The organism is Microbispora sp. CSR-4 (genome assembly GCF_008033685.1).
GTDB lineage: Bacteria > Actinomycetota > Actinomycetes > Streptosporangiales > Streptosporangiaceae > Microbispora.
Window position 1 is genome coordinate 53,997 of sequence record NZ_VJVX01000007.1, and the last position, 17,860, is coordinate 71,856.

General features: G+C 72.5%; 12 protein-coding genes. 7 read left to right on the plus strand and 5 right to left on the minus strand.

Going from position 1 to position 17,860, the window contains the following annotated elements; translation table 11 throughout:
• The first annotated feature begins 67 nt into the window (after positions 1-67).
• The 3 genes from FLV34_RS08725 to FLV34_RS08735 are packed head-to-tail and all read left to right on the plus strand — an operon-like array spanning position 68 to position 4,790.
• Positions 68-982, plus strand: a complete 915-nt coding sequence (locus FLV34_RS08725; RefSeq protein ID WP_147942826.1) for a carbohydrate ABC transporter permease — start codon at positions 68-70, stop codon at positions 980-982.
• The gene (locus tag FLV34_RS08730) at positions 979-1,818 is read left to right on the plus strand and encodes a carbohydrate ABC transporter permease (protein WP_260617126.1); all 840 of its coding nucleotides are present in this window, start codon (positions 979-981) and stop codon (positions 1,816-1,818) included. Before FLV34_RS08725 ends, FLV34_RS08730 begins: the two co-directional genes overlap by 4 nt.
• 41 nt (positions 1,819-1,859) lie before the next feature.
• Positions 1,860-4,790 (plus strand): glycoside hydrolase family 3 protein, encoded by a 2,931-nt coding sequence (locus FLV34_RS08735; RefSeq protein WP_147942827.1) that lies wholly within the window; start codon positions 1,860-1,862, stop codon positions 4,788-4,790.
• 199 nt (positions 4,791-4,989) lie between these two features.
• Here FLV34_RS08735 and FLV34_RS08740 read toward each other — a convergent pair whose 3' ends face one another.
• From FLV34_RS08740 to FLV34_RS08750, 3 genes are read right to left on the minus strand one after another with little or no spacing between them, the layout of a single operon-like run.
• Positions 4,990-7,041, minus strand: coding sequence for a serine/threonine-protein kinase (locus tag FLV34_RS08740; RefSeq protein WP_147942828.1), 2,052 nt, complete (start codon positions 7,039-7,041; stop codon positions 4,990-4,992).
• A 5-nt stretch (positions 7,042-7,046) separates the two neighbouring features.
• Positions 7,047-9,032 (minus strand): hypothetical protein, encoded by a 1,986-nt coding sequence (locus FLV34_RS08745; protein WP_147942829.1) that lies wholly within the window; start codon positions 9,030-9,032, stop codon positions 7,047-7,049.
• A gap of 3 nt (positions 9,033-9,035) precedes the next feature.
• The gene (locus tag FLV34_RS08750; protein ID WP_147942830.1) at positions 9,036-11,201 is read right to left on the minus strand and encodes a protein kinase family protein; all 2,166 of its coding nucleotides are present in this window, start codon (positions 11,199-11,201) and stop codon (positions 9,036-9,038) included.
• Between the two features lie 114 nt (positions 11,202-11,315).
• On the opposite strand from FLV34_RS08750, the gene FLV34_RS08755 reads away from it, so the two are divergent.
• Both FLV34_RS08755 and FLV34_RS08760 read left to right on the plus strand, forming a co-directional pair.
• Entirely contained in the window at positions 11,316-12,830 is a 1,515-nt protein-coding gene (locus FLV34_RS08755; RefSeq protein ID WP_147942831.1) for a serine/threonine-protein kinase, read from the plus strand.
• A 2-nt stretch (positions 12,831-12,832) separates the two neighbouring features.
• Positions 12,833-14,221 carry a serine/threonine-protein kinase gene (locus tag FLV34_RS08760; protein WP_187280578.1) on the plus strand — a complete coding sequence of 463 codons (1,389 nt, stop codon included), beginning with the start codon at positions 12,833-12,835 and terminating at the stop codon, positions 14,219-14,221.
• A 360-nt stretch (positions 14,222-14,581) separates the two neighbouring features.
• On the opposite strand, the gene FLV34_RS08765 is transcribed toward FLV34_RS08760, so the two are convergent.
• Positions 14,582-15,112, minus strand: a complete 531-nt coding sequence (locus FLV34_RS08765; RefSeq protein WP_147942833.1) for a hypothetical protein — start codon at positions 15,110-15,112, stop codon at positions 14,582-14,584.
• 222 nt (positions 15,113-15,334) lie between these two features.
• Between FLV34_RS08765 and FLV34_RS08770 the strand changes: the two genes are divergently transcribed.
• Positions 15,335-16,720 carry a hypothetical protein gene (locus FLV34_RS08770; RefSeq protein ID WP_147942834.1) on the plus strand — a complete coding sequence of 462 codons (1,386 nt, stop codon included), beginning with the start codon at positions 15,335-15,337 and terminating at the stop codon, positions 16,718-16,720.
• Positions 16,721-16,786: 66 nt separating this feature from the next.
• Entirely contained in the window at positions 16,787-17,041 is a 255-nt protein-coding gene (locus tag FLV34_RS08775) for a hypothetical protein (RefSeq protein WP_142618158.1), read from the plus strand.
• Positions 17,042-17,211: 170 nt separating this feature from the next.
• Here the strand turns inward: FLV34_RS08775 and FLV34_RS08780 are convergent, their stop codons facing one another.
• A complete protein-coding gene (locus FLV34_RS08780) occupies positions 17,212-17,559 on the minus strand; it encodes a hypothetical protein (RefSeq protein WP_142645740.1) in 348 nt (115 codons plus the stop codon).
• Between the last annotated feature and the right edge of the window lie 301 nt (positions 17,560-17,860).

Below are 17,860 nucleotides of genomic sequence, written 5' to 3' on the forward strand. Positions count from 1 at the left end.
CGACCCCGGCGGCGGGGCTACCTGACCGGTCTCCGCCGCCGGTCCCCCTCTGGAAAGGTCTGCACACATGGCACCACCCGTCGCGGGCGCGGCCCGCCCGCGCGGGAGGAGCGGCTACTGGCTCTACCTGGTTCCGAGCCTGGTGCTGTTCCTCGCGATCATCGTCGTCCCGTTCCTGATGAACGTGGCGACGAGCTTCACCCGCTGGTCCGGCGTCGGCACCCCGACCTGGATCGGGCTCGACAACTACACGAAGTTGTTCAAGGACGAGCGTTTCTGGGTGTCCTTCGAGCACAACGTCGCACTGATCATCGCGATGGCCGTGGTGCCGACGATCATCGGCCTGGTGCTCGCCGCAGCGCTGTTCGACTACATCGCCAAGCGGTTCGGCGGGCGTACGGCCTCGGCCCTGCGCGCGGCGTTCTACCTGCCGCAGGTGCTGCCCGTCGCGGTGGCCGGCGTCGTGTGGGGCTGGATGCTCCACCCGTCGTACGGCGCGGTGAACGAGATCTTCGGGATCAAGGTCAACTGGCTGGGCGACCCCGACATCGCGCTCGCGACGGTCATGGCGATCATGGTGTGGTTCCAGCTCGGCTACCCGGTCGTCATCTTCATGGCCGGGCTCCAGCGGGTCGATCCCTCCCTCTACGAGGCGGCCGAGATCGACGGCGCCTCGTGGTGGCGCAGGTTCTGGCACATCACGATCCCGCAGATCCGGCCGGAGATCTTCGTGGTGCTGCTGACCTGCACGATCGCGGCGCTCAAGGTGTTCGGACCGATCTTCGTGCTGACCAGGGGAGGCCCCGGCTCCTCGACCATGGTGCCGTCGTACTTCTCCTACCTGAACTTCTTCGAGAAGGTCAACGTCGGCTACGGCTCGGCCATCGCCACCGTGCTCGCCCTGATCATCGTCGTGGTGACCTTCCTCTTCCTGCGGGTCCAGGAAGGCGGCCAGGAGCGTGACCAGGAGAGTGGCTCGTGAACGCCGATCGCACCTTCCGCCAGCCGGGACGATGGGCCGTGCTCGCGGCGCTGGTCGTGCTCGCCGTCGTGATGCTCTTCCCCTTCGTCATCGTCACGCTCAACGCGTTCAAGTCCCCGGCCGAATACTCCGCGAACGGCCCGCTGAGCCTGCCCCACGGGCTCTACCTCGACGGGATCGTCGACTTCTGGAATCGCGTCGACTTCGGCCTGAAGCTCTGGAACAGCTTCCTGATCAGCGGCGTCGTCGCGGTCGCCGCGGTGGTGCTGTCGCTGCTCAACGCGTACGCGCTGGGCATCGGCAGGGTCCGCGGCCGGCTGTGGATCCTCGTGCTGTTCCTGGTCGCCAACACGCTGCCGCAGGAGTCGCTGGTCTACCCGCTCTACTACCTGTCGAAGGAGGTGGGGCTGTACGACTCGAAGCTCGCCGTCATCCTCATCTTCACGGTTATCCAGGCGGCCTTCGGGACCTACCTGCTGTCGTCGGTGCTCGGGCAGTTCCCCCGCGGCATCCTGGAGGCGGCCGAGCTCGACGGCGCGAGCAGGTGGCGCACGCTGTGGGGCATCGTCGTGCCCATCAGCCGCCCGACCCTCTCGGTGCTGCTCATCTTCTTCTTCATCTGGACGTGGAACGAGTTCTTCCTGCCGATGGTGTTCCTCATCTCCAACGACAACCAGACCGTGCCGGTCGCCCTGGGCGTCCTGCAGGGCGAGAAGATGATGGACGCCACCACCTCCAGCGCGTCCGCGCTGCTCGGCATCGTCCCCGCCGTGGCCTTCTTCCTCATCTTCCAGCGCACGCTGACCCGTGGCGTCACGGTCGGCGCCATCAAGTAGCACCCCCGAATACACGCGTCACTACCTGACCTGGAGGCGCAATGTCCCATCGCCGTTCGGCGATGCTGTCCGCGTCGGCCGCCCTGGCTCTGGCACTGAGCCTGGGCGCCGGCCCCGCGAGAGCGGCCGGCGACTATCCGTTCCGCGACCCGTCGCTGCCGCTCGCCCAGCGCGTCGACGACCTTCTCGGCCGGCTCACGCCGGACGAGAAGGTGGCGATGCTGCACCAGTACGCCCCCGCGATCGACCGCCTCGGCATCAAGCTGTTCAAGACGGGCACCGAGGCGCTGCACGGCGTCGCCTGGTCGACCGACTACACGAACAACGGCGCGGTGGTCACCGCCAAGGGCACCGTCTTCCCCCAGGCGGTCGGCCTGGCCAGCACCCGGGACACCGACCTGATCAAGCGGGTCGGCTCGGCCGTCGGCGACGAGGCCCGCGGCTACCACGCCGAGAACCCCACCGTCTGGGGGCTCAACCTCTGGGCGCCCGTGGTCAACCTGCTGCGCGACCCCCGCTGGGGACGCAACGAGGAGGGCTACTCCGAAGACCCGCTGCTCACCGGCGCCATCTCCGCGGCGTACGGCTCGGGCCTGGAGGGCGACGATCCCGACCACCTGAAGACGGCGCCCACGCTGAAGCACTATCTGGCCAACAACAACGAGGTCACCCGCGACACCTCGTCGTCGGAGCTGCCCCCGCGGGTGAAGCACGAGTATGACGAGGCGGCCTTCAAACCGGCCATCGAGGCCGACGCGGCGACCGGCGTGATGGCGTCGTACAACCTCGTCAACGGCCGGCCCAACACGGTCAACCCCGACCTGAACGACGTGGTCCGCTCCTGGACCGGCCGCACGCTGTTCAACGTCACCGACGCCGGTGCTCCGAACAACCTGGTCAACTCCGAGAAGTACTACGCCACCCAGGCCGAGGCCGACGCCGCGCTGATCAAGGCGGGGCTCGACAGCTTCACCGTGGACGACGCCAACGGCGCGCCGACGGTCGCGGCGGTCAAGGAGGCGCTGTCGAAGGGGCTGCTCACGCAGGCCGACGTCGACAACGCCGTACGGCACCAGCTCGGCATCCGGTTCCGGCTCGGCGAGTTCGACCCCGACGGCGGGCCGTACGGGAAGATCACCAAGGACGTGATCAACAGCCCGGCGAACCGGAAGCTGGCCCGCGAGACCGCGGCCAAGGCGATGGTGCTGCTGAAGAACTCCGGCGGCACGCTGCCGCTGAAGCCGGGCAAGAAGGTCGCCGTGGTCGGCCCGCTGGCGAACGTGCTCTACACCGACTGGTATTCGGGCAGCCTGCCCTACAAGGTGACCCCGCTCGACGGGATCAAGGAGCGGGCGGCGTCGGTGGCGTCTTCGGAGGGCGTCGACCGCATCGCGCTGAAGGACGTCGCGACCGGCAGGTACATCAGCGCCCCCGCGTCCGGCGGTGACCTCAAGGAGAGCGCGACGGCCCTCGGCGACACCGAGCAGTTCGACGCGTTCGACTGGGGTCAGGGCGTGCTGACGCTGCGCAGCGTGGCCAACGGCAAGTACGTCAGCCGGGCCAACTGGGCCACCCTCGCCAACACCGCCGACCAGCCGTCGGGCTGGTTCGTGCAGGAGCAGTTCACGCTCGAGCCGCAGCCGGACGGCACCGTCCTGCTGCGGTACGCCGGCTACGAGACGGCCTACGACTGGTTCGGGCCCGGCAAGTATGTGAAGGCGGAGGCCGACGGCTCGCTCGGCCTGACCACGGCCGACCAGGCCACGCACTACGCCAAGGAGATCGTCTCGCGCGGCGTGGACGACGCCGTCGCCAAGGCCAAGGCCGCCGACGTGGCGGTCGTCGTGGTCGGCAGCATGCCGTTCATCAACGGCCGCGAGGACCACGACCGCACCGACATGAACCTCGCCGAGGGGCAGGAGGCGCTGGTCAAGGCCGTGAAGGCGGCCAACCCCAACACGGTGGTGGTGCTGGAGAACAGTTATCCGACCACCATCAACTGGGAGCAGGACAACGTCCCCGCGATCCTGTGGACCACCCACGCGGGCGCCGAGACCGGGCACGCCCTCGCCGACGTGCTGTACGGCGACGTCAACCCGGCCGGGCGGCTCACCCAGACCTGGTATCGGTCGGCCGACGAGCTGCCGGGCATCCTCGACTACGACATCGTCAAGAAGGATCGGACGTACCTGTACTACAAGGGCAAGCCGCTCTATCCGTTCGGCTACGGCCTGTCGTACACGTCGTTCTCCTACCAGGGCCTCAAGGCCGTCCAGAAGGGCGACGCGTACGAGGTCTCTGTCAAGGTGACCAACACCGGCTCCCGGGCGGGCGACGAGGTCGTGCAGCTCTACACCCACCAGCACCGCTCGCGGGTGAAACAGCCGGTCAAGCAGCTCCGCGCGTTCGAGCGGGTGACGCTGGCGCCGGGGCGGACGAAGACGGTCGCCTTCACCGTCAAGAAGAGCGACCTGGCGCTCTGGGACGTCACGCGCGACAAGTGGACCGTCGAGAACGCCACCCACGACGTGCTCGTGGGGTCGTCCTCGGCGAACATCCGCCAGCGGGCGACGATCAACGTCAAGGGTGAGAACATCCCGCACCGCGACCTGTCGAAGACCACCCGCGCGGTCGACTTCGACGACTACTCGGGCATCCACCTGGTCGACGAGACCAAGGTGCGCGGCGACGCGGTGGCGGGCGCGAACGGCGGCTGGATCGCCTTCAAGGACGTCCAGCTACGCAAGCCCCGCACGGTGACGGCCGGGGTGGCCTCCACGAGCGGCGGGAGCATCGAGGCGCGCCTCGGCTCGCCGACCGGCGCCAAGGTGGCCACGATCCCGGTCGCCGCCACCGGCGGGATCTACAACTGGGCCGCCGCGACCGCTCCCGTCTCCGGCGCGAACGGCGTGAAGGACGTGTATCTGGTGTTCAGCGGCGACGTCCGGATCAAGGACCTCGCCCTGAGCTGAGGCTCCCCGCCGAGAACGACGGACGCCCCGGACAACGGACGCCCCGCGTACCTGCGTGGGGCGTCCGTGCCGGTTCAGGGCGCCGGTTCAGGGCGCCGGTTCAGGGCACAGGGTGCAGGGTCAGAGTGCAGGGTCAGAGTGCAGGGTCGGAGTGCAGGGCCAGGGCGCCGGGTTCGGAGAGCGCGTTCGGAGAGCGTGTTCAGCCCGGGGTGATGTGCAGGAGCCAGTAGGTGTCCTTCGTGCCCGTGATTTCGGCGAACAGCCGGACCCGCCGGCCGGACAGGTCGACGATGTGGACCCGCCAGGGCGTCGAGCCCTTGTCGAAGACGAGGAGGTGGTCCTCGTTGAACCAGCCCCACAGCGCGCCGTCGGCCGGAAGGGGAAGGCTCGCCCGGCGTCGGCCGGAGTCGGCGTCCACCACGCACGCGCGCCGGTCATCGCCGGGACACAGCGCCGCGAGCAGACGTCCGGAGGGGGAGAAGCCGGCGTCGGCGGTCCAGCGGACGCCGTCGATGGTCCGGCGCGGGGTCCCGTCCAGGTCGTAGACGCGGATGCCGTCCGCCCCGGGGGCCGCCTGCCGGATCACCGCGGACCCGTCGGGCGTCCACCGGTAGACCGGGGCGGCCGCCGCGGGGGCGTTCTTCTCGTCCTCGCCCTCGACCTCGGTGAAGGACACCTTCCTCGCCGGCACGTCGACGACCGCGAAGCCCACCGGCCGGGGATCGCGGTCCGGCTCGGCGGAGACCGTGAGCAGCAGCCGGCGGCTGTCGCGGGACCACTCCGGGGAGCCCGCGAGGAGCGGACGGTCCACCGTGGGGACCGAGAACCGCTCACCGGTCCCGCGGTCGGTGAACAGCACCTGATTGTGCAGGTCCGACACGCGCTGCGGGGTCTGCGCCACCGCCGCGACCAGCCTGCCGTCCGGGGACACGACCGGGTCGAGCAGGCCGTCGAGCTTCTCGTACGCGGCCCGGCCGGGCTCGCGGACGTACGCGGGCTGACTGAACGGACCCGTCTGCACGAGGAACGACGTGACGCGCACCGGGTCGCCGGGCGCCTCGTAGAGCGTGGCCCGCAGCTCCGGCACGGCGACGCGGTCCGCGACCGGCGCGGGCGGGCCGCTCAGGGCGGGACGGGGGCGCGGCGGCGGCACGTCAGGGCGGGTCGCCACGTAGGCCGCCACGCCCGCGCTGAGAACCACTCCCGCGCAGGCGGCCGCGACCGCGCGCCGCACGCTGGTCCGCTTCTCCCCGCCGTCCTTTTCCCCGCCGCGCTGGATTCGGCCGCGCTGGATTCGGCCGCGCTGGATTCGGCCGCGCTGGATTCGGCCGCCCGGCACGGCGGCCTCGTCCTCCGCGCTCTCCGGACGGCCGGAGGCGGCGTCGGAGCCGCGATGGAGGAGCCCGGCCGTGTCCTCGGCGGGGCGTGGGTCCTCGGCGGGGCGGCCGAGCAACCGGAGCAGTGCCTGCGCCGCGGCCGGACGGGCGGCGGGATCCTTCCGCAGGCACTCGGACGCCACCTCGCGCAGGTCTCCGTCGAGCGCGCCGAGATCGGGCTCCTCCGTCAGCACGCGGCGGATGATCGCGGGGACCGTGTCGTGCCCGAAGGGCGGGACACCGGTGGCGGCGAACACCACGACCCCCGCCCACGCGAACATGTCGGCGGCCGGAGCGGGCGGTGCGCCCCGCAACTGCTCGGGGGCCATGTAGGCGGGGGTGCCCAGCACTCCCTCGCCGGTGATCTCCACCGCGTTCCCGGGGCCGAACGCGCGGGCGATGCCGAAGTCGATCACCCGCGGGCCGTCGGGGCCCAGCAGCACGTTGGCCGGCTTCAGGTCACGGTGGACGACGCCCGCCCGGTGGATCGCCGCCAGAGCGGTCACCGTGCCGATGGCCAGGCGCCGCAGCTCCTGGCCACGCAACGGACCCCGCTCCGCCACGGCCTGCTGCAGCGTCGGGCCCTCGATGAACTCGCTGACGATGTACGGCAGGCCGTCCGCCGTGCCCACCTGGAGCACCTGGGCCGTGCAGAACGACGCCACCCGGGGCAGCACCTCCGCCTCCCGGCGGAACCTGGCGTCGGCCTCCGGGTCGCCGGTGGCGTGCAGGACCTTCACGGCGACCCGTTCGCCGCGCCCGGACTCCGCGAGGTAGACGACGCCCTGTCCACCGGAGCCGAGCCTGCCCAGGACTCGGTGGCCGCCCACCTCGGACGGATCGCCGGGGCGCGGGGGAGAGACGGCGCCGGGCATGGCGGTCAGCGCGGGGTGAAGGAGAACTGAACCGGCTTGTCCGGACGCTTCCGGGCCTCCGCCAGGACCCTGACCCCCCTGCCCTTGAAATCCGTCACGACCGCACGCACCCGGTCCTCGCCGGCGGGCTCGCTCACGATCAGGTGCTCCTCGTCGTACCAGCCGAGGACGCCGCCGCCCTCGTGACCGGGGACCGTCCTGGCGCGTTCGCCCGTGACGGTGTCCCACAGGCAGACGGCGTTGCGCTTTTCGCACCCCGTGGTGGCGAACAGGCGGCCGGACGGCGAGAACACGTCGCCCGCGCCGACTGAGGGCCCCGTCCAGTGCATGCTCCGCAGCAGCCGCCCGGACAGGTCCCACACCCGGGTGCCGAGGGCCTGCTCGGGTGTGGTGTAGGGGCCGATGACCCCGGCCCCGTCCGGCATCCACCGGAAGTAGCCCACGGCGCGCGCCGACTCCGGCAGCGCCAGGTGCGCCTGGGCGTCCTCGGCGTTGGCCGTCTGGACGAAGCGGGCACGGCGGGTCGCCGGGTCGGCCACGAGGAACCCGGCCGGATAGACCGCGTCCGTGCCCTTGCCGTAGTCGTAGACGGTGAGCAGCAGCCGGGCGCCGTCCCGGGACCACTGGGGGCCCGAGGAGATGTAGGGCGAGCCCAGGCCGGTGACGGTGAACCGTTCGCCGGTCCGCCGATCGGTGAACGCGATGGACTGGCGCTCGGATTCGGCCACGTAGAGCGAGTTCAGCACGGCGAGCCATCTGCCGCCGGGGGACACCTCCGCGAGGACCACGTCGCCGCCGACCGCCGTGAAGCCGCCCTGGGGGAGCCGGGCGTAGGCGAGGTCGGTCCGCCCGTCGGCCGCGGCGTGATAAGAGGTGAGGATCACGGGGTCGGCCGGCTCCTCGTGCAGCGTGAGCCCGGGTGACGCACCGGCGGACACGGCGGACACGGTGGACACGGTGGACGCGGCGGACGCGGCGGACACGGGGGAGGCCGGAGCGGCGCCGGTCACGCCGATCGCATCGGTCGTGGCGGTCGTCGCGGTTGCGGGCGGCTGCCGGGCCTCGCGCGGCGTCAGGGCGTACGCTCCGCCGCCGCACACGAGCGCGATGGCCGTCCCCGCGGCGGCGAGCGTGAGCCACGAACGGCCCGCACGGGACGTGGGCGTCCGGCCGGAGGGTTGCGTGGGCGCTTCCCGCGCCCCTTCCGCGGCCGGCGCGGCCTCGGACAGCTTTTCGGGGATCCACTCGGGGATCTTCTCGGGGATCAGCGTGTCCAGGCCGCCGGAGTGCCCGATCAGGCGAAGCAGGACCTCCTCGGCCCGGGGCCGGGCGCCCGGCTCGGCGGCCAGGCAGTCGGCGACGAGCTGCCGCAGGTCGCCGTCGAGCGGGTCGAGGTTCGCCGCGCCGTGGGCCAGGCGTTCCTCCTCGGTGAAGGGGGCCCGCCCGCTCGCCGCGTACACGACGGTCGCGGCCCAGCCGAACACGTCGGCGGGCGGGCCCACCGGATCGCCGGCGGCCTCCTCGGGGGAGCTCCACAGGAGAGGGTTGGGCGCGGCGGAGCCGTCGCAGAGCAGACGGGGACCGTCAGGGCCGAGCACGATCCGGTCGGGCCGCACGTGCCCCGCACGCAGCCCGGCGCGGTGCAGGGCCGCGACCGTGGTCATCGTGGCGATCGCCAGCCGGTGGAGCGCCGGGCCGGAACGCGGGCCCTCGGCGGCGACGTCCTCCTCCAGGGACGGCCCGTCCACGTGCTCGGTCACCACGTAGTCCGGGCCGGAGCCGACCACGAGCGCGGCTCCGACGACGGCGGCTCGCCGCAGCGCCTCCAGCCGCGCCGGGCCGGGACGGGCCGTGGCGGGGAACCGCTTCACCACGACCCGCTCCCCGGAGGGGGACATGGCCGTGTACGTGGCCTCGCCGAGCCGCCCGGTGAGGCGGTAGGGACCGAGCGCGGCCGGGTCGCCCGGACCCGGCGGTGCGACGGGGGGCATCGGTCAGCTCCCTGTGCTGGAGAAGGGGGTGCCGGAGGAGGGGGTGCCGGATAAGGGGGTGCCGGATAAGGGGGTGCCGGATAAGGGGGTGTAGGAGAAGATCAGGTCGTCGGCGTCGTCGGCCGGGGCGATCTCGGCGAGCACCCGCTGCTGCCGTCCCCGCTCGTCCATGACGACGACCTCGTGGTTCTTCCGGGTCGGGTCGATCAGGAGAAGGTGCGCGTCGTCATACCAGCCGAGGAACACGGCGCCGGAAAAGAAGATCGCGATCGAGTGCCTGCGGACGCCGGTGGCGGTGTCCCACAGGCACAGGGTGCCGCCGCTCGGGCAGTACGTGACGAAGAGCCGCCCTGAGGGGGAGAAGAGACGGCGGCCGACACCCGGACCCACCCAGGGCAGGTCGCGCGTCTGCCGTCCGGTGAGGTCGCGGAACCGGACACCGTGCCCGGAGCCGGTGGCGTGGCCGACGGCGACTCCCGATCCGTCCGGCAGCCACGCGTAGGAACCCACCCCCTGCTCGTGCTCGTCCTGCGTGTCCACGTACGACGAGGTCCGCGTGGCGGGGTCGAGCACCACGAAGCCCGTGGGGGTGTTCTTTCCGGTCATGACGGACAGCAGGAGCCGGGCGCCGTCACGAGACCAGACGGGCCGGTCGAGCTTCCCGTCCGGGGCCGGCGCGGCGAGGGTGAACCGCTCTCCGCCGCGCTGGTCGCGGAACTCGACGGACCCCTTCTTCGCCAGGACAAGCGCGAGCCAGGCCCCTCCTGGGGAAACGAGCGGCTCGACGTCCGGCGTCTCCAGCTTCTCGAACGCGTCCCCCGTCCGCAGGTAGGTGTCCGGACCGACCCGGTAGCCCGTCATCCGTACGGCGTCCTGAGGGCTCTCGTGCAGCATCATGCGTACGCCGGGCACCTTCAGGCGGGTGGTGGCGGCGGGAGGCGTGGGCGGGTCGGCGGCGGCCGAGACGATCTCGACCGGCGGCGGCGACGTCGTGACCGGGCCGGTCGCGGCGGCCTGGCGCAGCGCGAGCGCGTGGCCGCCGCCGGCCGAGGCGAGGGCGATCACGAGCCCGGCGAGAGCGAGGGCCGGCCGCCTCCACCGGGCCCGTGTGCCTCGCGCGGACCCTGCCGCGAACTCTGCCGCGGACTCTGCCGCGGACCCCGCCGCGGGCCGCTGCGGGGCCGGTGCGGCGTCCGTGCCGCCGGGCTCGCCGCGATCGTCCCCGGACGCGGCGGCGGGAAGCGCCATGCGTGGGCCGCGGTCGACGGGGACGGTGAGCAGGGAATGGCCGACCAGCGTGAGCAGGGCGTCGGAGGCGGTGGGGCGGGCCGCCGGGTCCTTCGCGAGGCATCCGGCGATCAGGCTCCGCAGCGGTTCCTCCAGCGCGGACAGGTCCGGTTCGCCGTGCAGCACCCTGGTGACGACGGCCGCGGGCGAGCCCGCCTCGAACGGCCGGTGTCCCGTGGCGGCGAAGACGACGGCGCCCGCCCAGGCGAACACGTCGGCAGGCGGCCCGGTGGCCCGTCCGGCGAGCTCCTCCGGCGTCAGCCCGTCGAGGTCCACGGGCAGGGTGGCGCCGCGGTCGGCCCCTGGATGGGCCCCTGGGTGGGCCCCTGGGTGGGCCCCTGGATCGGCCCCTGGATCGGCCCTGGCATCAGCGGCGGCGTCGCCGGGAGGGGCGGCCGGTCTCAGCAGCGGGGCGATGCCGGCGCCGGTCACGCGAGGGCCGTCCGGGGTCAGGATCACGGCGTCCGGGCCGAACGCTCCGTGCACGGCTCCGGCTTCGTGGACGGCGACCAGCGCGGTCGCCGTCCCGACGGCGAACCGGTAGAGCGCCGGCTCCGGCAGCGGCCCCCGAGCGGCCACCTCCTCGGACAGCGTGGGCCCGTCAACCGGCTCCGTCACGACGTAGGGCCTGCCCCCGCTGGTGCCGGCGTCGAGGACGGGCACGAGGTGGAAGGCGGGAAGCCGCCGTACGGCGTCCACCGCGAGGAGGAAGGCGTCGGGGTCGCCGAGCGTCACGTCATACAAGGTGACGATCACATGGCCGCCCGCGTCCGCCTCAGCGGAGTAGACCACCGCGTGTGCGGTCTCGGTGATCCGGCCGAGCAGCCGGTAGTCACCGAGCCGCTCCCGATCGTCCGGTCGTAACGGGCTGGTGGCGAGCAACTCGCCCTCCGTTTCGAGGCGGTCCGTCTCTGGAGGCCCCCATTATGCGTCGATCACGGGGCCTGGGAAGGATTTCGTCGGGCGATCAATCACGCTTTCGCTATTCTCCCCCATATGGCCGAATCGCTGAGGGGGACGCTGGCCTCGCGATACCACCTCGTACGCCCGCTGGGCTCCGGTGGCATGGGCACGGTGTGGCTGGCCAGAGACTCCGTGCTCGACCGCGAGGTCGCGATCAAGGAGCTCCGCCTCCCCGAGGGCCTCGGCGAGCGCGAGCGGGCCGAGCTGATCGCCAGGGTCATGCGCGAGGCGGAGGTCACCGCTCGCGTCCGGCATCCCGGGATCGTCGCGCTCCACGACGTGCTCCTCCAGGACGGCAGGCCGTGGATCGTCATGGAGCTGCGGCACGGCCACGATCTCGCCCGGCAGATCACCGCGTACGGGCCGATGCCGTACCGGCAGGTGGCGGACCTCGGCGCCCGCCTGCTCGACGCGCTGTCGGCCACGCACGCCGAGGGCGTGCAGCACCGGGACGTCAAGCCGGGCAACGTCTTCCTCTCCGCCGACGGCCGGGTGCTTCTCACCGACTTCGGCATCGCCCGTCCGGCCGACCAGGCGTCGATCACCGAGGCCGGGCTGATGGTCGGCTCACCGGGATTCATCGCCCCGGAACGGCTCGCGGGTGAGCCGGGCGGCCCGGCCTCCGACCTGTGGTCGCTCGCCGCCACCCTCTACACGGCCGCCGAGGGCGTCGCGCCCTACCAGGGCAGGCATTCCGAGGTGATCCGGGCGACCCTCACCCAGGCTCCCCGTCCGCCGGTGCTCTCGGGACCGCTCGGCCCGGTGCTGCTGTGGATGATGGCGCGCGAACCGGCCGCCCGCCCCGACGCGGCGACCGCGCTCGGGCTGCTGCGGCAGGTGGCCGACGGCGGCGTGCCCGACCTCGACTCCCGGCGCGGCCTGCGAATCGAGGCGCGCAAGCGGACTCCCCGGTGGTGGTACGCCGCCGGGGCCGTCGCCCTGACCGGCGTCGCGGCCGCCGTGGCGGTCGTCGTGCTCTCCGCCGGGCCGGACGAACGGCCGAGCGACCCCGTGCACCGGGTCTCGCCCACCTTCAACGGCGCCGTGGACCTGTGCCGCGCGCTGCCTGCCGGGGAGGTGCGGCGCGTTCTGGGCGCGGCGGCGCAGCCACGGCCGGGCAAGACGAGCTGCCAGTGGACCGTGAAGGGCAGCGGCATCGAACTCAGCGCGGAGACCGACTCCGACACCCCCGAGCCGTGGAAACTCGACACGGCGGCGGCGCAGACGCTGATGGAGGGGCTGCGCAGGCAGTACGCCTCGGGGCCGCGCGACGCGAGCTGGCTCTGGTACGAGATCGGCCTCGACAGCAGGACCCAGGTCATCGAGACGGCGGCACGGGACACACCCGACGTCGCCGACGAGGCGTTCGCCTTCGACCTCACCACCCCCGACGGCAAGGCACAGGCCGCGGGTGTGTACTTCCGGCTCGGCGACCTCGTCCTGCGGCTCCAGTTCGCCGATCTCGACGTGAGCTCCCCGGCCGACCTGCGTGACCGGGCCGTCTCGGCCGCCTCGGCGGCGGCCGAGGGCCTGAGAGAGCTGGCCTGACCGTGGACGTGCTCGCCGGGCGTTACCGCCTCGCCGAACCGCTCGGCGAGGGCGGCGGCGGCACGGTCTGGCGCGCCCACGACGAGCTGCTGCGGCGTGAGGTGGCGATCAAGCAGCTGCACGTCCCGCCGGACCTGGACGAGCGGCAGCGCGCCGACTTCCTCGGCAGAGCCATCGAGGAGGCCCGGGCGGCCGGGCGGCTCACCCACCCGTCCATCGTCACGGTCCACGACGTCGTCGGGCACGCCGGGCAGCCGTGGATCGTCATGGACCTGGTGCCGGGCCGCTCCCTCGACAAGATCATCCGGGAGGACGGGCCGCTCGCGTCCGAGCGCGTGGCCGAGATCGGGCTGGCCGTGCTCGACGCGCTGGAGGCTGCCCACGCCCGGGGCATCCTGCACCGCGACGTCAAACCGGCCAACGTCCTCATCGGGCCGGATGGCCGCGCGCTGCTCACCGACTTCGGGATCGCCGCACCGGTCGGCCGCACCGGGAACTCCTGGCAGAGCTCGGCGGGGTCGCCCAACTACATGTCCCCGGAACGGTTCCGCGACGAGCCGGACGGGCCGCCCTCCGACCTGTGGTCCCTCGGGGCCACGCTCTACCCCGCCGTCGAGGGGGAGCCGCCGTTCCACCGCAACATGGCGGCCGCGCTCGTCGCCGCCGTCCTGCTCCACGAGCCCCGGCCCATGACCCGGGCCTCGCGGGTGCTCACGTGGATCGTGCTCGCCCTGCTCGACAAGGACCCGGCGCGTCGCCCGCCGCCCGAGGTCGTACGGCAGGCCCTGCACGCCGCCGCCGCGCCGCCGGCCTCCCCGTCGGCACCCGCCGGCCGGCCCGGCGGAATGTGGCGGCTTGTCGCGATCGCCGCGGTGGTGGTCGTCGTCGGCCTCGCGGCGGGACTGGGCGCCTGGTTCCTCGTGTCCGGGAAACAGGGCGGCTCGGGGCGGTTCGACGGCGTCCCCGACGCCTGCCGCAGCCTGACCACGGAGCAGATCCGCGACGTCCTCGGCGCCACGCCGCGTGGGAGACCCGCCGCCGAGGGGCGATGCGAGTGGAAGGAGCACGCCACCGGCCACGACGGGACGATCACGGTCGGATACCGGTTGCCGGCCGATGGGGACGGGGAGGCCGCGGCCTCCCGTGACCTCGCGGCGGAGCGGGCCGCGCGGTGCCCCGCCGCGCGCGACCTGCCCGGGATCGCCGACGAGGCCTTCACCTGCGACTCCTCCGACCCCGCCACCGGGACCACCGGGGCCACGGTCTGGTTCCGCCTCAGCAATCTCATCGTCGAGGTCGCCTACCGGCGCAACGGTGACCCCTCGGTCACCCCCGCCGACCGGCGCACGGCCGAGCGCGCCGCCGAACTCGTCGGCATCGGGCTCGGGTGACCTCCCGCTCAGCATCTGTAGGAGACCCCCATGACCAGCGGTGACGACGCCCCCGTCGAGCCCGGCGCGACGCCTCCCCGGGACGACCGCCCCGGGCAGGGACTGCCGCCGTACCCGCACCCCCAGCCGGGGGTTCCGCCCTACCCGCCCCCGTACGGCCCGCCGCCCGGCTCACAGTCGGGTCCCCAGCCTGGCTCGCAGTCGGGTCCTCAGCCTGGTCCCCAGTCGGGTCCTCAGCCTGCGTCACCGTTCGGCCCGCCGCCTGGTTCACAGCCCGGCTCACCGTTCGGTGCCCCGCCCGGTTATCAGCCGTCCGCCGCACGACCGGGACTCCCGCCCGGCACGCCGGGGGCTCAACCGCTACAGCCCGGTGCGTACGGTCCGCCGCTGCCGGGTGCGTACCCTGCCGGTCCGCAGCAGGGTGGGTACGCCGGGCCGCCACCGCAGCCGGGCGCGTACCCGGCTGGACCTCAACCGCAGGCGGACGGGTACCCCGGTGGGCAGCAGCCGCCGGGTGGGTATCCGGGAACGCCGCCCGGGTCCCAGCCGCAGCACGGGGGGTACCCCGGTGCGCAGCCGCAGCCGGGCGCGTATCCCAGTGGGCAGCCGCAGCCGGGCGCGTACCCGGCTGGACCTCAACCGCAGGCGGACGGGTACCCCGGTGGGCAGCAGCCGCCGGGTGGGTATTCCGGTTCGGGGCCTGGTGCGCAGCAGCAGCCGGGCGCGCAGCCGCAGCAGGGCGGGTATCCCGCCCCGGGGCCCTATCCCGGTCCGTCGGCCGGGCAGCAGCCGTACCCGGGTGCTTATCCGGGTGCCGCGCCCGGCGGCGCGCCGCAGCCGGAAGGGTATCCCGGGGCGTCGAGCGGTCAGGGCCTGCCGCAGGCGGGGCATCCGGCCGGGCCGCCTCAGCCCCCGGGTTCGCAGCCGCCCGCGTCGCAGTCGCCCCAGTCTCAATCACCGCAACCGCAGTCGAATCCCTATCCCTATCCGTCCCAGGGCGGGCAGAGTGGCCAGAGCAGCCAGAGCGGGCAGAGTGGACAGGGCGGCCCGCCGTCCGGGCAGCCGGGACAGGGCTGGCAGGCGGCGACGCCGCCTCCGCCCGAGCTGTGGCAGATGCCGACCCAGCCCTCCGCTCCGGCGCGGCGGGGATGGGTGCTGCCGGTGGCGGCGGTCGTCGCCGTACTGGTGGTGGCCGGGGGGACGTTCGCCTTCATGACGATGCGGCAGACGGGGACGACCACCACCAAGGCGGGTGCGACGACGACGGCGGCGGCGACGGCCAGGAATTCGGCCACGGCCGCGCCGGTGGCGGCGACCGCCGACGTGTGCTCGATGCTCGACCCGGACGAGGCCGAGCGCCTCGTGCCGGGAGCCACGATCGACTCCTCGACGAACGACAACCGCGGCGACAGCCTCGTCAGCTACGTCCGCTACACGTGCGGCTGGGTCAACCGGAACATCTCGTACAAGGACCTCATCCGCAGCCGTGAGATCACGGTGAACGTGTCCAAGTACGAGGCGATCGGGACGACCACGGCCGAGAAGTCCGCGCGGATCCAGTTCGACGGAGAGTTCAAGCAGTACAAGTACCAGGAGACCCACTCGGACAAGGAGCACTACTACTCGCCGGTCCAGGAGTACCAGGGCATCGGCGACCAGGCGGCCGCGCAGTACCAGTGGACGCGGGAGGGCGACAAATACTGGTACTCCTTCGGCCAGGGAGTCGGCCGGGTGGGCGACGTGGTCTTCCAGGTGAAGTACGAGGCGAGCCAGAAGAAGAAGGAAGCCGATTTCCTCTCGACGGAGTCCACGCAGTCGATCACCGAGGAGAACGCCCTGCGGGAGGTGAAGGGGCTGCTCGGGCAGCTCGCCAAGTCGGTGACCGCCTGGCGGGCCGGACAGCCGCTGCCCTATCACGCGCGTCCCAAGCCGAGCCCGACGCCGTCGCCCTCGCCCACGAAGATCCCCCTGCCCCGGGCCTGCGTGAGTCTCACGACGCTGGCGGCCACCCTGGTGCCGGACACCGAGGGCGTGGCGGTGCGGAGCAAGGAGGGCAAGTCGAACGTCTCCCAGTGCCAGTGGTGGAACGAGAAGCTGCCGCTCGGCGGAGGCAAGGTCCGGTGGCGCAACCTGCGGGTCGCCATCCACACCTTCTGGGACGAGGAATCCGCCCGCTACTACCTCATCGACCAGCGCTCGAAGACCAAGTTCACGGCGAACAGCCAGATCGGCGGCATCAAGTGGGGCAGGGTCGAGAAGCTGACCGGCTTCGGGCAGGAGGCGTTCGGTCAGGCGATCCGGCAGCGCACCGACACCGCCCAGGGCAACCGGTACGAGATCTACGCCCTGGACGGCAAGAACGTCATCTGGGTGCTGCTGTCCGGCAGTGACCGCCCGGAGAACACACCGATCAACTCGGCCGATTCCGTGCTCATGGACCCGAAGGAGGCGGCCACCGGGGCGAAGTCCGTGGCCAAGGCCCTGCTCGACGCCCTGTGAGGCGGTGTTCGTGCAGATTTAGGCGGGTATTTCCCCCCTCGACCGCGAGTCGACGGGGGGAAAACCATGGCTACATGTGAGGTCTGCGGCAACGACTACGACATGGCCTTCGAAGTGCACAGCCAGGGAGCGGTGCACGTCTTCGACAGCTTCGAATGCGCCATCAGCCGGATGGCGCCCGTGTGCGAGCACTGTGGGTGCCGCATCGTGGGCCACGGCTCGGAGTTCGACGGCCGCTGGTTCTGCTGCGCGCACTGCGCCCGGGAGGCGGGCGCGACCAGGATTGTCGACCGAGAGGTCACGGGCGCCGTCGCACGCTAGGGAGCGTCCGGCGCATGCTGCCCGTCGCGAGCGCGGCGCCGTACGGGCCGCGCGCAGCAGAGCCATGATCTGTGTCAGACACGACCAAGAGCGGCGGGCCGCCCTGACGGTCATGAGGGCCTCCGCGCGGGATCCACTCCCGCCGGAGGCCCTCATGCCGCGCGACACGCTCAGGGCTCGAACCCGACCAGGCGGATGATGAGGAATCCCTCGCCCTCGCGTTTGGGCGGCAGCGTGGTGCCGGGCACGGCCTCGAACACCTCCGGGTGCTCGTCCCTGGTCACCACGCAGAACAGGTCGTCCGACAGGGTCATGCCCAGCGCCATGGCCCGCCTCGCCGCGGCGTGGAAACTGCCACCCGCCTCCAGGTCCGCGGCGACCGTCTCGGCCGCGGGCCGGTCGGGCACCCGGATGCGGGCCACCCGGGCCCGTTCCGGCCGGGCGGAGCGGGCACGGAGATAGTCCTCGATCTCCCACACGAGCAATTCGCCGAGGTAATGCGACATGTCCCTCTTCACGGTGCTCAGGCTCGCCTATGGCGGTTGATTCCCGTTTGCACTCCGGTTGCTCCCCGATTCGCCTCCGGTGCTCGGCTTCCGCGGTTCGCCCCCGGTGTCCGCCCCCGGTGTCCGCCCTCAGTGCTCGGCTTCCGGGTTCGTGCCGGCGCGGTTCGCCCCTGGTGTTCGACTTCGACACCGGCCGAGAGTCCGCCGGCGCGTCCCTCGTCTCACCCGGGCGCTTGCCCCTGGATTCACATGACGCTGCACGGTAGTCTTTTAGTTAGTTCCTTAGCCAAACAAATGTCGGAGGAGTCGAGTG